At 43.7% G+C, this 14,969-nt stretch carries 15 protein-coding genes; 5 read left to right on the top strand and 10 right to left on the bottom strand.

From position 1 onward, the window contains the following. Window positions 1-3 precede the first annotated feature (3 nt). The 5 genes from AWJ19_RS05405 to AWJ19_RS05385 are packed head-to-tail and all read right to left on the bottom strand — an operon-like array spanning window position 4 to window position 6,617. Window positions 4-852 (bottom strand): LicD family protein, encoded by an 849-nt coding sequence (locus AWJ19_RS05405; RefSeq protein WP_198536471.1) that lies wholly within the window; start codon window positions 850-852, stop codon window positions 4-6. After that, complete coding sequence (locus tag AWJ19_RS05400; protein ID WP_068722039.1) at window positions 842-1,570, bottom strand: glycerophosphodiester phosphodiesterase; 729 nt, start codon at window positions 1,568-1,570, stop codon at window positions 842-844. The genes AWJ19_RS05405 and AWJ19_RS05400 overlap by 11 nt, the downstream gene beginning before the upstream one ends. Continuing rightward, window positions 1,570-2,880: a metallophosphoesterase gene (locus AWJ19_RS05395; RefSeq protein ID WP_068722038.1), complete on the bottom strand. Its 1,311-nt coding sequence runs from the start codon at window positions 2,878-2,880 to the stop codon at window positions 1,570-1,572. The genes AWJ19_RS05400 and AWJ19_RS05395 overlap by 1 nt, the downstream gene beginning before the upstream one ends. 33 nt (window positions 2,881-2,913) lie before the next feature. Further along, entirely contained in the window at window positions 2,914-4,020 is a 1,107-nt protein-coding gene (gene glf, locus AWJ19_RS05390; RefSeq protein ID WP_068722037.1) for a UDP-galactopyranose mutase, read from the bottom strand. After that, window positions 4,017-6,617: a hypothetical protein gene (locus AWJ19_RS05385; RefSeq protein ID WP_068722036.1), complete on the bottom strand. Its 2,601-nt coding sequence runs from the start codon at window positions 6,615-6,617 to the stop codon at window positions 4,017-4,019. Before AWJ19_RS05385 ends, glf begins: the two co-directional genes overlap by 4 nt. 339 nt (window positions 6,618-6,956) lie before the next feature. Here AWJ19_RS05385 and AWJ19_RS36280 point away from each other — a divergent pair, with 339 nt between their 5' ends. Both AWJ19_RS36280 and AWJ19_RS05380 read left to right on the top strand, forming a co-directional pair. After that, window positions 6,957-7,250: a hypothetical protein gene (locus AWJ19_RS36280; RefSeq protein ID WP_241781613.1), complete on the top strand. Its 294-nt coding sequence runs from the start codon at window positions 6,957-6,959 to the stop codon at window positions 7,248-7,250. Further along, the gene (locus AWJ19_RS05380; RefSeq protein WP_241781612.1) at window positions 7,247-7,933 is read left to right on the top strand and encodes a phosphotransferase; all 687 of its coding nucleotides are present in this window, start codon (window positions 7,247-7,249) and stop codon (window positions 7,931-7,933) included. The genes AWJ19_RS36280 and AWJ19_RS05380 overlap by 4 nt, the downstream gene beginning before the upstream one ends. A gap of 42 nt (window positions 7,934-7,975) precedes the next feature. On the opposite strand, the gene AWJ19_RS33840 is transcribed toward AWJ19_RS05380, so the two are convergent. The 3 genes from AWJ19_RS33840 to AWJ19_RS05370 all read right to left on the bottom strand — a co-directional run bounded on the left by AWJ19_RS33840 (window position 7,976) and on the right by AWJ19_RS05370 (window position 9,917). Continuing rightward, on the bottom strand, window positions 7,976-8,131 hold the full coding sequence (locus AWJ19_RS33840) for a hypothetical protein (protein WP_198536470.1): 156 nt from the start codon (window positions 8,129-8,131) through the stop codon (window positions 7,976-7,978). 74 nt (window positions 8,132-8,205) lie between these two features. Beyond that, on the bottom strand, window positions 8,206-9,549 hold the full coding sequence (locus AWJ19_RS05375) for a hypothetical protein (protein ID WP_068722035.1): 1,344 nt from the start codon (window positions 9,547-9,549) through the stop codon (window positions 8,206-8,208). Then, window positions 9,549-9,917, bottom strand: coding sequence for a helix-turn-helix domain-containing protein (locus AWJ19_RS05370; protein ID WP_068722034.1), 369 nt, complete (start codon window positions 9,915-9,917; stop codon window positions 9,549-9,551). The genes AWJ19_RS05375 and AWJ19_RS05370 overlap by 1 nt, the downstream gene beginning before the upstream one ends. A gap of 184 nt (window positions 9,918-10,101) precedes the next feature. Here AWJ19_RS05370 and AWJ19_RS05365 point away from each other — a divergent pair, with 184 nt between their 5' ends. The 3 genes from AWJ19_RS05365 (at window position 10,102) to AWJ19_RS05355 (ending at window position 12,436) form a co-directional block, all read left to right on the top strand. Then, window positions 10,102-10,632, top strand: a complete 531-nt coding sequence (locus AWJ19_RS05365; protein ID WP_068722033.1) for an NAD(P)H-dependent oxidoreductase — start codon at window positions 10,102-10,104, stop codon at window positions 10,630-10,632. 137 nt (window positions 10,633-10,769) lie between these two features. After that, window positions 10,770-11,663 (top strand): ABC transporter ATP-binding protein, encoded by an 894-nt coding sequence (locus tag AWJ19_RS05360; protein ID WP_068722032.1) that lies wholly within the window; start codon window positions 10,770-10,772, stop codon window positions 11,661-11,663. Next, window positions 11,660-12,436, top strand: coding sequence for an ABC transporter permease (locus tag AWJ19_RS05355; protein ID WP_068722031.1), 777 nt, complete (start codon window positions 11,660-11,662; stop codon window positions 12,434-12,436). The genes AWJ19_RS05360 and AWJ19_RS05355 overlap by 4 nt, the downstream gene beginning before the upstream one ends. Window positions 12,437-12,542: 106 nt before the next feature. Here the strand turns inward: AWJ19_RS05355 and AWJ19_RS05350 are convergent, their stop codons facing one another. Beyond that, window positions 12,543-13,145 carry a response regulator transcription factor gene (locus AWJ19_RS05350; protein ID WP_068722030.1) on the bottom strand — a complete coding sequence of 201 codons (603 nt, stop codon included), beginning with the start codon at window positions 13,143-13,145 and terminating at the stop codon, window positions 12,543-12,545. Beyond that, the gene (locus AWJ19_RS34570; RefSeq protein ID WP_128083507.1) at window positions 13,126-14,088 is read right to left on the bottom strand and encodes a hypothetical protein; all 963 of its coding nucleotides are present in this window, start codon (window positions 14,086-14,088) and stop codon (window positions 13,126-13,128) included. The genes AWJ19_RS05350 and AWJ19_RS34570 overlap by 20 nt, the downstream gene beginning before the upstream one ends. Window positions 14,089-14,969 lie beyond the last annotated feature (881 nt).

Here is a 14,969-nt window from a genome sequence, read left to right as displayed (position 1 = left end):
TGACTATTCGTCCAATAGCTTATAATAAGCAACAGGATGCGATTTCCGTTTACCTTCAGGCGGGAGTATCATATAATCACCAAACTTATGTGTAAGGTAGGCGTTATAATCATAATGCCCCAATAAATTCAGATGTTCAAAAGGATATTCAGCAGTCTGCTCAAACCATTCCCGTTTTCCTTCGCTGTATTTATCAGGAGCAGGGAATGTGATTGTCCTTACACGCTCTCCCTCTTTACGATTGAACCTCTCGGTAAACCGCTGCAAATGATTCGAAACCATTTCAAGCGGTATCAGGCTAAGCAGTGAAAAGATGCCACGCAGCATCGGGTTCTTATCCGTCTTCTTGCCTACTTCTGACCATAAAATTTTCCGGATTATAGTACAGTGAAGATTATGCAGCTTCTCAGCCCATTTCCCGTCAGGCACACTGTCAAAGGGAAATATATCGATAAATATCCCGGACTCATACGGCATATGAGCCTGTCCTTCCCTAAGAAAGTAGGTATTCTTCCTTCTAATCTTCCCGTATCCCCAGCGATAACCGGGAGTAGCCCTCATATCCTGGAAGTAAAACCGGTCCGGGTCCAGATCTGTTTCACATACCTTGCGGAACTTCTCGTATTCTGCCCGAAGCAGACCAATATCCGCATCATCGTCCCACGGTATGTAGCCTTTATGGCGGATTGCACCAAGCATGGTCCCGCCGATCATAGCATAATTGATATGATGTAAGCGGCAGATCCGATCCACCTCCGCCAGCATTTCAACCTGTATAAGCTGAACAGCTCTTAAATCCTCCGGAGAAAGCGGACCTTTTTTCATATTGTCTGATTGCATTTCAATTCCCATGTGACAAAGCACCCTTCGCCCAGTCAATTCTGTTTACCATAACTGCGTCTACACCGAGATCTCTTGCAAGGTTAAGATCTTCCTCGCTAGTAACTGTCCACGGGCGTATCAATATGCCCCGTTTGCGGCAATCTTCCGCAAGCGCTGGATAGTGCAGCATATGAATGCCGGGATGCAGCGCTTCGGCTCCAACCTTTTCACATTGCTCCCCAGTGACCCATACTCCGCCGCCGCATAGCAGCGCAGTTTTGGATGACGGCTCAAGCAGCTTTATTTTCTGAATAGAATAGTGGTTAAATGAAGACCAAATAACCCTGTCGCACATACCATACTTTTCAACTAGTTTTAACGCCGCAGATTCAATTCCGTCATAATAGAAGATACCAGTTTTTAGCTCTATATTGATAGTCAGTCCTGTCGGGTTCAATAAATTCAATACTTCTGCCAGCGTCGGCACTTCCATAAAGAGCGGCTCAGTGCGGCCGCTTTTATTGAAGTTGAGCTTCTTTATTTCAGATAGGGTAAAGTCTTTTACCCACCCCTGGCCATTGCTCGTCCGGTCAACCGTTTCATCGTGGATGACGACAATTTCATTGTCCTTGGTAAGCTGAATATCAAGCTCCACTCCGTCAGCGCCCATTTGCGCAGCCATTTGAAAACCAACGAGCGTATTTTCCGGCGCGGAAGAATAGGCTCCGCGATGGCCCCATATTTTCATTACAGCCACTCCGCCCTTCCATCTGTAACAATTTTATCTTTACCGGCGCCAAATCTCACATAGCGTAGCTGTTTTTTCCTGGTGTTAACGAGCATAATATCGAATGCTTCCTGCGAGGGTTCGCCAAGCTTCCGGTCAGGGGTAATAAAGCCTTCCGGCTTATACTCTGTGAATGCTTCGCACTTTGAATTTACTAGAGATATAATAGGAAAGCCTTCCTCATTGTCCAAGTAATCTCCATGGTTATGACCATTTATAAAAGTAAGAATTTTTGCAGCGTGGTTGCTGAGCAGCTCCATTAGCTCGTGTTCTCCACGCATTTCCTTTGCCCAATACTGTAAGCGGCTAACAGGAGTAAGATGGGAAAAAATCATAACCCGCCAGTCATCAGGCGTGCCTTCAAGCTGTTCCTTTAGCCACTGAATGCACGCTGTGTTGTATCCATAACGCAATGTCTCTTCCGGGTCAAAGGAATCCAGAAATATAAAACGCAATCTGTTTGCAGCAAAATCGATGGAATACCGGGGCTCATCTCTGCCTAGATAAAGCTCGCACTGTTCTTGTAAGGAAAACCGGTCCGGATTGTTCTTGAAATAGTTGGTATCATGATTGCCCAGAACCGTCCATACAGGTACTTCACACTTTTTCAAGTCACCCAGTACCTGTTCTACATAGTAGCGGCTCACCTCACGTGTGGTCATACCATCCGTGAAATCCCCAAGGTGAATAATCCCATCAAAGCCTATTTCTTTGTGAAGCTGCTGGATGGAGGCAGAAGTGTCATCCCAGGTCCCGTTTACTGTATAATGTGTGTCGGTTAACAGTGCAAAACAGAGCTCATCCTTTTCCCGTAGATCCATGACACGCTTCGAGACCCGCTCCACTTCATTTCTGATCCATGGCTTCATTTGCGTTAGGGGTGTTGTATTCTTTTCAAAAGAAAGAATATGATTAACATCTTCAAAACCATTAAAATCCGTTCCATTCATTTTCCTTAGGCATACCCGAAAGTAAACGCGCTCTGAAAAAATATAATCATCTTGCCTGTAGCTGTTGCCGCTTAAATCCTGCCGGTAAACCGTCCAACTCTCATCGGGGGCATAGTCATAGGTGTAAATCCAGCGATCTTGTACCTCCGCCTCATAGGTAGCAACGTTGAACTTATACTCCGGATCAATGAGCTGCAGTCTGTCGCCAGGCTGGGCCAGATAAAAAAGAGGGGTACTCAGCATTTCTGGATGTCCCGGCTCCTGCAAGCCATCACCTGCGCGTATTTTCAACCCTGCTAGCCCTGTTAATGATTGCTTCAAGTGCTCCCCTCCCCAATTGCATTTGACAACGATTTATCCTTGAGTTCCCTTCAGTTCTTTCCTTACTGCGTCCAGCGAGTTTCTGACAATTTGCCACATGTCATAATATTTGTATTCAGCGAGTCTGCCGCCAAAGATCACATTTTCTTCTCTTTCAGCAAGCTCTTTGTAGCTTAAATACCGTTCACTGTTCTTTTGATCATTGACCGGATAATAGGGCTCATCTCCGTGTTCATACTCTTTTGAATACTCACGTGTTACTACAGTTTTAGGCTGTGTGCCAAACTCAAAGTGCTTATGCTCAATTATTCGGGTAAACGGAGTTTCCTTATCCGTGTAATTTACTACAGCGTTACCTTGGTAGTTAGGCTGATCAAGAACTTCCGAATCAAATCGCAGTGTACGGTACTCTAGCGGACCGAACTGATAATTATAGAACTCATCAAGCATCCCAGTGTAAACCGTCTTTGCGGCAATATTATCAAAGGTTTCTCTTTGTGCAAAATAATCCGTATTCAGTCTGACCTCGCTGCCTTCAAGCAGCTTTTCAACGATCCCCGTATATCCTCCGACAGGAATTCCTTGATACTGGTCGTTAAAATAATTATTATCCCAAGTGAAACGAACGGGCAAGCGCTTAATAATAAATGCAGGCAGGTCCTTGCAGTCACGGCCCCATTGTTTTTCTGTATATCCTTTAATCAGTTTTTCGTAAATATCTCGCCCCACTAATGAAAGAGCTTGTTCTTCAAGGTTCTGCGGAGCTTCACATTTCAGACGTTGACTCTCTATAATCTTTGCTGCTTCTGCCGGATCGGAAACTCCCCATAACCGGTAGAAGGTATTCATATTAAAGGGGAGATTATATATCTCACCGTTATAATTCGCTATTGGCGAATTGGTATAACGGTTGAATGTCGCGAAACGATTAACATACTCCCATACTTCTTGATCATTGGTGTGGAAAATATGCGCGCCGTATTTGTGCACATTAATCCCTTCCACTTGTTCCGTATAAATATTGCCTCCGATATGATCACGCTTATCAATCACTAGGCAAGTTTTATTACACTTCATGGCTTCATGTGCGAATATAGCACCAAAGGGCCCTGCGCCGACAATCAGGTAATCATATTTCATGAGTTTAATACCGCCTTTTTAGATTTCTCATAAATTTCAATTCCCGCTTTTCCGTCAGAATGTAAGATTTCTGTATGACGGAATTCGACCTGCTTGTCTAACCGTTGTTGGAGCCAAGGCTCCAGAACAGGCTGAGAAATCATATTAAGAAATTTTTCAAGCGTGTAGATATGCGGATCTTCCAAAAGTGCACAGCTATTAGCATTAGTGAGTTTATGATCTATTCCTGCGGATAGGAAATCCATGAACTTGCTTAAGTTATCCTTAATCGGGATGCTCTCCTGACGCAAAGAGCCGCTCTGCGGATCAAATTCGATAAACTGATTGCTTTGCACATCAGTGAGATAAATTTTATCTGCAGCGTTTGAAGATACATAAAAATAACCATTACGAATGCTTTCGGCTGGAGTATCGCTTTGCAAGATATCTGGACAAAACACATCTACATAAGAGAATAAATGGTTTTCTAAGTTGAATTTAACCATCCGCCGTTGTTCTGCAGGCACTAAATATAGAGAATTGTTGGAATATATTATTTTTTGAAATAGCCCAAACCCATCTGACGGGATTCCTTCGAGATCTATTAAATAATTTGTCATTGTATTATCATCCGGATTAAGGCTGACTAAAGCGGGCTTTTTCAAGCCTACCATCCAGTAAACTCCATCAATTTGTACTATCTCTGAGTATCCGCATTTGTCACCGCTTATGGGATTCAATTTTACAGCGTTGTTATACAAATCAATTTCCATTACTGCATTTGCATTGGAAAATGCTAAAGTCAGCGAGCTCTTTGCCTCATTATAAACACCGTTAGAGAAATACCCTAACTCAGGGTCGCAAATGTTTTGGACGGGCTTTACCCAGCTGTCTATAATTTCTGTACTGTTATCATCCATTTTCAGCTTAACAATGCCGGGATATTGTAAAGGGATGAAATAGAGCGAGCCCTCAGCCTCAATTATTTTCGCAAACTTACTCTGGTCATTATATTTTTTATCTTTCGGCAATGGCAATTCAACGTATTCAAAGGATTCACTTGTTAAATCATAAATTGCTATAGCCGCAGCGGAATGCGGGGAGAAATAAAGTTTATTGCCGCTTTGATGGATGGTGTGATATACCCTCCAATCAAATACCTTTTCATTTTCAAAACTACCGATATACTCTACATCCCATGTCTTCTTGTTTAACCGGAAGAAACCATTAAAATACAGCGTTAAAAACCACAAATATTCCTCTGTATCATACAAACTGCCTATGGAAAGGGTGAGTTCTTTCATCTCACTATTTTGAATCATTACAGGCTTTGGCATACATTGATACATCTGCATTAGTGAAGTGCCATCTCCATAAAAAGCCGAGCTCATACTTAAAGCCCTATGCAAATCAGCCGTATCATCATAAATTCCATATCCTTCTGACTGGTACTCCTTAATAAGCTGTGTATATTCATCAAAGAAAACCGGGCGCATGGAACCGTAAGTTGCCACACTTAAAGGATGCGGCCGCCACCAAAGCGCTACATCATCACGGTTTCGGAAGGTGTCTAATACAGACCGGAGCTTCGCTATATACTTGCCATCCCCATTAAGTATAGGACCTATTGATGTATTATAAAGCACTACTTTTTTCCAGGAACCATCAGGCTTTTCAATCCGCTTTTTCCATTGATCAGGCAGCTTGAAATCGTCCGGTTTGGAGTTTATTACCTTATCGAACTTTGGCGAACCGGATGCTACAATCTTTTCCTTCACATTTCCGAAACGGCCAGCGCAATTATGTTGCTTTTCAAAGGCTTGGATGGCACGAATGTAACCGCTGCGCACCTCATTAGATTGAACAAATACTCTGTCAGAATGGACAACGCCTTCTACAGTACATAAATGCTCATCCACGTTATTATTAGACGACACAAAATAAGGGGAGTAGCACAGCAGTCCCGTATGGTTTTTAAGATTCTTGCTGAAGTAATCCGGATGAACAACTGTAATTCTGTTAAACTCGTCGTAGCCGTTATGAATGAAGCTCACATCCGGACGGCGTTCCTCTATATTATAATCTTGCCAATCGACGATCGGCACATAGTCTGGATATTGATGTCCGTCATATTGTATTTGCCCTAACCGGCCATCTGGAAGCCTGTCATAATACGGAATCGGAACCACATACGCATCACACTGGGGATCCGCTTGCGCAGCAAGCCATATTGATTCAAGAGCATCCCACATGGACGCCTTGTAAGGGAAAAATACAACCTCGATTTTGCTTGGCTTGAGCACATTTTTAATGCTGTTTTCAATCATCCAAAGTTCTTTCTTCAGCTGCTTAATGAAGCTTGCATTAACAGTCTCAATTTGCACAGCAATATTATAAAGACTCGTATGGTATCCGGTTAACAACTCAACCGTCCGTGTGTCCTCAATCTCTAAATTCCCTATAAACTCACCTATATACACTGCCGCATCCTGACAATCGCCCAGCAGGTTAACTACAGTAGAGAAGTTTTTTTTGGAAAATTGCTTACTGATCTCATCAGTTACCTCATACAGTGTTGTTATTAAGTCAAGCATTTGCTTTTGCTGGTATTTCCTCATCAAACTTCCACTCCTGTATGAATGTTATGTTCTTCCTTTGCTTTATTTCTGCACACACGAAACTCACTATATTATATAAGTTATATCGGTTATAAGCCTCTTTTGATAAATAGTCTGCATAAATCGACAAATCAGACGAAAAAAAACCCGTAGTAGCTAATTTACGACATATGATCCTCTCGCCAGGGCAATCTCCTTGAAGCTGCGTGGCCCAAATGGGATGCCGCGGACGAACTCAAAGATTCTCCAAAAACAAACATAATCAAACTTTACATAATTCCCTTAACAACAGATGTGCTATTGTAATCCCATACATTTGTACGAGGGAGTGATTCAGCGTTGAATGAACATTTGAGTATCGCGATGGATGCATTAAATAGCTACTCAATAACCTGCAAATCAATAGAGTTTATAGCGCAAAGCGGAAATACGATCTATAAGGTCACTGACCCGGACAACAACAGTTACAGCCTCCGCTTGCATCTATCTAAAGGGGATGCCCTTGAAGGCTTTTGGAGTAAGCCGGAAGTGATCCGCTCTGAAATGGTCTGGCTTCAAGCCTTGGCCCTGGAAACAGATTTAACCGTGCCGGCACTTTTAAGAATAACCACGGGGATTTCATTACGAATGTGAACGAAATTAATTGTACTTTACTAAGATGGGTGGAAGGTGAGCAGAAGCCTTTTATTCCTACAGTAGAGGACGCGGCGGCTATAGGGGAAATGACCGGCAAACTACATCGGCAAGCCTCGAATTGGAGCATCCCAAGTGTATTTGAACGCCCTTCCTTTGACAGCTCCCGTATATTGCAATCCCTGGACAAGCTTGGAGAGCGATCTGATGCAGGTATGCTTAACGCCGATGATACAGCGCTTCTTCAGCAAGCCGGTCAACGAGTCATTGCAATGATGAACACTATCGAAAGAACCTCCAGCAATTGGGGAATGATTCATGCGGATTTAATTCCAAATAATCTGGTGTTTCATGGAAAAGGAGTACGGCCGATCGACTTTGGCGCTTGCGGGTTTGGTTACTATTTGGTTGACCTTGGCTGGACATTTTCCTATATCCATCCTGCATTTAGAGAACAGCTGCTTCAATCCTATTCGCAATATTATCCGTTACCGGATAACTATGTTGAGCTATTGGAGGGCTTTTTTATTGCAGCGCAGCTTGAAACCATGAATTTCTGGCTCGGTCTGCCTGACTGGCAAGAATGGCTGCCTGATCATGTTGGTAAATTAGCGGGCAGAGAGATTAATGCGTATATGAACGGTCAATCGTTCCTCTTTAGCGGCAGACCTTACTGGGAATAAGCTGGCACTTTAGGCAGCCCAAAGTTCCTATGGCCATTTTTTTCATCCAATCCTTTTAATGAATTTAGCAGGAACGCCGCCGGCAATGGTATTCGCATCAACTTCCTTATTCATTACTGCGCCGGCGGCAATGATGGCCCCATCTCCGATCGTGATCCCTCCCTGATTTAGCTGATCTAGAAGTTCATTTAGGTTCATAGGTTTTACCCTCTTTCCCCTCATGCTCTATTCACCCCTATGTAAAATTATGAGTTCAACGCTACGATCCGCAGCTATTTTCCCGGCTTCTTCCCTAGTTTGCGTACCGCAAAATCCCTTGTATCCTCGTAGCTGTCATTCACGCATTCTTCCAGTATTTCTTGGGAGAGTATTTTCCTCTTGGACATACGTTTAATGAGTTTATGACGGCAATAGGAACACAGCGTTTGTCTGTACATGTAGATAAATAGGGATGAATTCATTTTAACCGGCCGGTTATCTAATAACTTTTCAACGTCCATAAAGACACCATGCCATTCCCCATCTTCGTAAGTTACTGGCAAGCTCTGAATACCTTCGAGCAGGATCGTTTCATCCTCAGCCGTATAGCAATAGCATAGAAGGCTTAGCGCATTTGCGAGCTCTTTCCTCTGTTTAATCAGATCAATTGCGTAGCCGTGTATCCGGTCTGACGGTACATGCTGCAGCATCTCAAAGGCGACGTCGCGTATCGCTTCATTATCACTTTCGGTAAGCTCGAAAATAAACTGCTCGTCCAGCGGAAAACGAACCTTTTTAAACGTCCACAGCAGTTCCAGCTTTATTTCCAGATCGGTTTCCTGAACAGCGTATTCCGCTAATCTAAGCAGCTCATCTTCTGTAGCGGTCCTTGAAAAACGGAGTGCCAGCCCCCGGCTGCGGAACCTGCTCTGCTTTTCTTTTGCTGCTTCAATTAGTTTCTCTAGTGTCGGCGGCTCAACACTTCGTTCATTCTGCATCACGGTGTGTATTACGGAGTTTAGAAAAGCTTTTACATAATCAGATTTAGCCGCATTACTCTGCAAAAATGTATCGACACGTTTAGCCCCTAACTTATTTTTCGCGTTTGAATAGAACCAATCCATATTAACAGCTTCACTGTTATTGAGCGAATACTCTCCAAACTGAATAACAATACTCTTAAACGCAGGAAATCCATCCAGAGAGGTTAGCCATACAGACAGCCATTCCAGGCTTTCCCTTACAGCAGAACTGTTACGACGGGAGAGTGATCCGAGCAGTGCATTATATTTTTCATATAACGCTTCTCTGGCCTTCATGCTACCATCTGCTGCAAACAGATACAGAAGCTCGCACAACTGACTGAATAGCCCCATATCCAGATTCTTTTGCATAAATTTGCGGATGATCGCCTCTTCAAAGTAGTCCTTATTCTCGTAAAGAAAAATAGCCTGATATAAAAAGCTTCCACGCCCGCCTTCACATTGCGTATCGTAGCAAGTATTACGAAGACAGCACCAAAGAACAATATCCCTATACTTTTCACGGTTATTGCTCTCTTTTAACATGAGATATGAACTGCCCAGTCCCCGTTTAAAAGCCTCTTTAAATTGAGTTTTGGCCCATTTTCTGCCCATCAATTGCTGACCTCCGGCGGCTGCTCCTCCAGCAAAATAATAGCTTCTCCGCGTTCCTGCCTTAACCGAATATTCTCTTTGCCCCAGAAGCACATCACATCAATGATTCTATTGGCTGTAACCCCATATTCCGTCAGGCTATATTCGACCTTTGGCGGCATCTGCTGATAGACAAACCGTTTAACCAGCCCATCCCTTTCGAGCTCACGAAGCTGCTGGATCAGCACCTTTTGCGAAATACCGGTAATGCTGTGCTGTAACTCGCTGGTTCTCTTTGTGCCGGACATCAGTAAACATATGATTAACGCTTTCCATTTGCCGCCTATAATCTCCAAAGTCGCCTCTATGCCCAGATGATATTGCTTCATATAATAACACCCCATCCATGCTGATCTATCAAGCCAGTTAAAAGATTTATTATCGCATTCCTTGTTTGACCTAGTCCAGTACACACTTTGAGGTAACCATCTTACTTTATTGTGTGTATTTTCATTTGCCAAAGCCTGCAACATAATGTTGGTATCAACTATACGGGTTAAAGGAGATTTCATAATGAAGACATTGGTGATTCTGGCACATCCTAATCTTGAGGGTTCAAGGGTAAACCTGAGATGGAAAGAAGAGCTGCTGCAATATCCAAACGATGTTACCCTTCATGAGCTTTACAAAGAGTATCCTGACTGGAGCATTGATGTTCCAGCCGAGCAACAACGATTAGAGGCACATGACCATATTGTCTTTCAATTCCCGCTATATTGGTACAGCTATCCGCCTTTACTGAAGAAATGGTTTGATGATGTCTTTACTCACGGATGGGCCTACGGTTCAAAAGGGGACCGACTTAACGGCAAAAAGCTGGGCCTCGCCATGTCCATCGGGGATAAGCAGGAAAATTATCTGCCTGAGGGCTCCGTTTCTTTTACCGTGGATCAGGTGACAACGCCTTTCAAAGCCAGTGCAAAACATGTAGGCGCAGTAGCATTACCTTATTTCGCAGTCTTCGGAGCTTCCTTTCAGGCCAGCGATGAGGAGATCGATCAAAGTGCAAGGGACTATATTAGCTATATTAATAAGTATAAATGACAGTGACTAAGCCGGAGTAACATGCTACCGAATGGCTTTGACTTCATTGCTTTTCAACTTTGCACAAATTACTCATGCCCCCTGTTCATGAATCATATAGAATAGCTCTTGTAAGCAACGAAGGGAGCAGATCAACTATGATATTAAATGTACAGGACGTATCCATACGTTACCATAAAGCCAATAAAAACGCGGTGACCAAAGCTTCCTTCTCTATTGAAGACAACAGCATCGTATCCATCGTGGGGCATAACGGGGCAGGAAAAAGCACCTTGATTCAAGCCATCATGCGAAACCTAAACTATGAGGGCTCCATTACATACGGCTTTGACAAAAAGGAGCTCTATAAATACATCCGGGTGCAGACGCAGACCTCTACGTTTGAAAAAAACGCCAAAGTAAAGGATATTGTACAGCTCTATATTGAACTTCTGGATAGCCAGGAGACGGTGGATGAGCTTCTGCAAAGTGTGCAAATGCTGCCCTTTAAGAATTCATATCTTGAGAAGCTGTCCGGCGGGGAAAAACAAAAAATTGCGGTGCTCCTGGCGACCATCGGCAATCCTAAGCTAATTATTCTGGATGAGCTCACTACTGGGCTGGATGTTATGTCCCGCAGAATGATTTGGGATCTCCTTAACAAAATCCGCAAGGAAAAAGGCGTTAGTATGCTGCTGACCAGCCACTTTTTAGACGAGGTGGAGTACTTGTCCGACTATGTGATTGTCCTTGAACAGGGTATGGTCAAGCTGCAGGGGACGGTTCCTGATCTTATCAATGAGGCTTTTGCAATGCATAAAGTGGCGACCTGTCTTGTGGATTCCAGCTTTAGCTTCTCCTCCCTGAAATATGCGTATAAGCAGCAAAGCAATAAACTAATGATTGAATACAAGGAAGAGAACGAAAAGGATGTATTCGATAACCTGAAAATATGCGGGGGATATGATATCCAGCTGCAGAAACGGACGTTTGAGGATGCTTTTCTAAAAATGATTGGCTATGAGCTGGATGAGAAAGGGGAAACCAAATGAAACCCGTAATAAGCTTAACCAAATATAATTTCAAACTGTTATTCAGAGATAAATCGTCCGTGCTTATGGCCTTTTTAATGCCGATCGGCTTCTATATTCTGTTCGGGTATATGCTGCAAAATGTGGAGTTCAGCGGCTCGTCCTTATCTGACCTGCTCATCCCGCTGTACATCATCATTATTATTGGCAACGCAGTGATTAGTGTGTTCGGCACGTTTTATGTACAGGCGAGGGAAAGCGGCAACCTGCAAAAATTCAAGTTCATGGGTGTCAGCGAGCTCTGCTTCTCCTTCACTTTGTTTGTGGCTACCTTTGCCTTTCAGCTTATCGTCATTATTGCTTTCATTGTGTTTACTTATTTCTATAAGGGAACCGCATTCCCCATGCAAAATATCATCCCGGTCCTTGTTACCCTTGCCGTCATTGAGATTTTTCATTTTGCCGTTACGTTCCTGCTAACTTCTATACTGAGAAAGGCTTCTATCTATAATCCGATCTCCTTAGCTTTTTATATGTTCCAGATGTTCCTTGGCGGCTTAACATTCCCGATTGAAATGTTCCCGCAGTTTCTGCAGAAGCTGGTGTATTATATTAATCCGGTCATCTACGGACGAAATGCTTTGCTGGCGGCCTGGACTGGCAACTCTGCATTCGGCAGTGTGGTCAAAGATAATGTGATCCTGCTCGCTATCTCTGCCGGACTTGTGATCATAGCAGTCTGTGTTCAGCGCTTTATTTTTGCTCAGAAGACCTCTGCAGCACTGGCGCAATAAAACACCCCCACAAAGTGGACCCTTACATGGATGATGGCTCAGGTACTTTGCGGGGGACCCCGAAAAGCTATAATTAGGGCATCCATAACAGATGCCTCTCTCCTTTTCATCGATTGTTCGACAGCTTAATAACGCCCAGCTCGATCCCCTTTACAATGGCAGCAACGGTGGAGTTCACCATCAGCTTATCGTTAATCGACATTAGATGATTGTTTACTGTGCGCCTGCTGATAAACAGCTTATCGGCAATCACCTGCTGCGTATCCCCGTTGCTTGCATACTGTAAAATTTCCTTCTCGCGCGGGGTCAGCTCCTCGATCACATCATCATCCTTATTTTCCATAAAGATTGTACCGCCCTGGTGGAGCTGCCTGATGCTGTCGATCAGATGTTCAACGGACATATTTTTATCTAAAAAGCCCTTAGCCCCCATGCGCTTCGCTTCCAGGTTGTATTCGTGCAGGTTGTATCCGGACAAAAAAGCGACCTTCTGCTCAGGAAAATGGTATAGCACCTCCCGGCACACATCGAGTCCGCTATACGCGCCCATATGTATATCCAGCAGAATCAAATCAGGCTTTTCCTGCTGCACAATTTCCGTTATGTTGTCCGGTGTCTGGAAGCACAGGAATTCATCGATATGATTCGCCATCACAATTTCCAGGCTTTTGGCAAACAGCTTATGATCATCAAATAAGAGTACCTTCATGTGTTCTCCTCGGAAGTTTTAGTGTAAACAGCTTATAATCCTCTTGCTGGGCCCATTCAAAAGCTCCGCCAAGCGAGCCCGCCTGCTGCTTCAGGCTGGAAATCCCCAGATGCTTAATCTTACCCTGCATGTCCTCCTGCACGAGTGGTTTGCCGTCCTCTTTCACTTCCATAATCCAGCAGTCTGCGGTATACAAATGAATCCAGATATGATCTGCCTCCGCATATTTACAGGTGTTCGCCAGCAGCTCCTGTAACGTACGGTAAAATAAATACGCAGACTGCTCATCCATCCGCTCGAAGATTTCATACTGAATATGTGGATTAGGAATACTGCCATACCGCTTACGCATCTCATCAAGCAAAATATGAATGTTCCGCTCAAAAGACAAATCATTAAGTGTAGACGGATAAATCTCATGCATCTGCGAGCGTATCGACGTATTCAGGTCCGCCAAGGTTTCTACCGCCAGCTCCTTCAGCGCAGACTGTTCCGTTGGTAAAGTGGCCACGATATTTTTGGTCGCAATGATATTTTGCAGAATGTTATCGTGCAGATAATACGTTACCTCTTTGCGGAACCTCAGCTCCTCACTGAAATTCCCGCCTTGGTCAGCATCCGGCAGCTTCATCCTGCTCATCTCTTCCCATTGGCTAAGCTTGTCCTGCATATACCAGGTTAAGGCGTATGCCGTATAGTAGTGCCCGGGCGTGAAGGACTGGTGTGTATGAGTTTCGTGAATCAACAGCTGGACTTCTCCCGCATAAAGCGACTTGCCTGACTTAAACTCAGGTTCAAGAAAAACGCCGCTGGTATACATGACCTTGTCCTTATATAAGACTTTGATGCCGTCATTCGGTAAAATAGGTGCCAGCTTGGAATCAAAGCCGGACCACGACAATCCCTGCTCCCGCTGGCTTAGTGCATCCTCCCATTTTTTCACGAACCAGTCACCCAGTCCGCTCTGGAGTATTGCATACTTGGCTTGGATTACCCTCTGTATATGGAAGCATGCTGCAAATGCGATCACTAATAACATTAGGCTGCCAGATAAATAAACGGCAAACGGGCTGCTGTTACCCGCATAAACCCACTTATAGCTGGCAATAGAGTAGCTGAACATCATACTTATCATACACAAGAAAAAAATAGCTTCTGAAAAAAGAAAGCGAAACAGCACCTGGTATATCGACGCTGACATCACATACATAACAAAGATCAGAAAGCTCACCGGCAAGGTGAAAATGGTATTTTCCTGATAAGGAAAAAGAAACGGTGACGCACACGCTGCAATCGCTAAGCTATGTAATAACCCTATTATGATCACGTTCCATTTTTGCATCGTATTCAGCTCGGCATGCAGCACCATCACGATGGCATATAGAGTGCAGACCGTAAATAATAGGACCGGATTTAGAGCAAATGCCGCTAGTAGACTGGCTAACAGGGTGATGTAATACAGGATTTTAATCCAAGGCTGAATGGCCTTTTGCCCCAGATAATAAATGGAAACTGCGATAAAAATAAAAGCTGAGCTGTAAAACAAATAAGGATGGCTCTCATAAAACAAAAACATCCATAAAAAAAGATGAATGGGCATGTAATATTCCAGCTTAGCACTATCGGCAAAAAACAAATAGCCACACAGCAGCACATTGCCGATCACAAATACAAACAGGTAATGCGCTGGAAGAGCGATTACCTTATTTTGAAATAAACAGATTAAAGCTAAAACAGCTGGGTAAATGAAAAATAGCATTTTGATGCTGGGGTCTGTCAATAATTTTGTGTAAACACTTTTAAGCACAGATTTCCCCCGAGGGG

It is taken from the genome of Paenibacillus sp. DMB5 (genome assembly GCF_001517085.1).
Classification (GTDB): domain Bacteria; phylum Bacillota; class Bacilli; order Paenibacillales; family Paenibacillaceae; genus Paenibacillus_AQ.
Note: the sequence above shows the minus strand (reverse complement) of the source record. Positions and strands in the feature narration are given on the sequence as shown.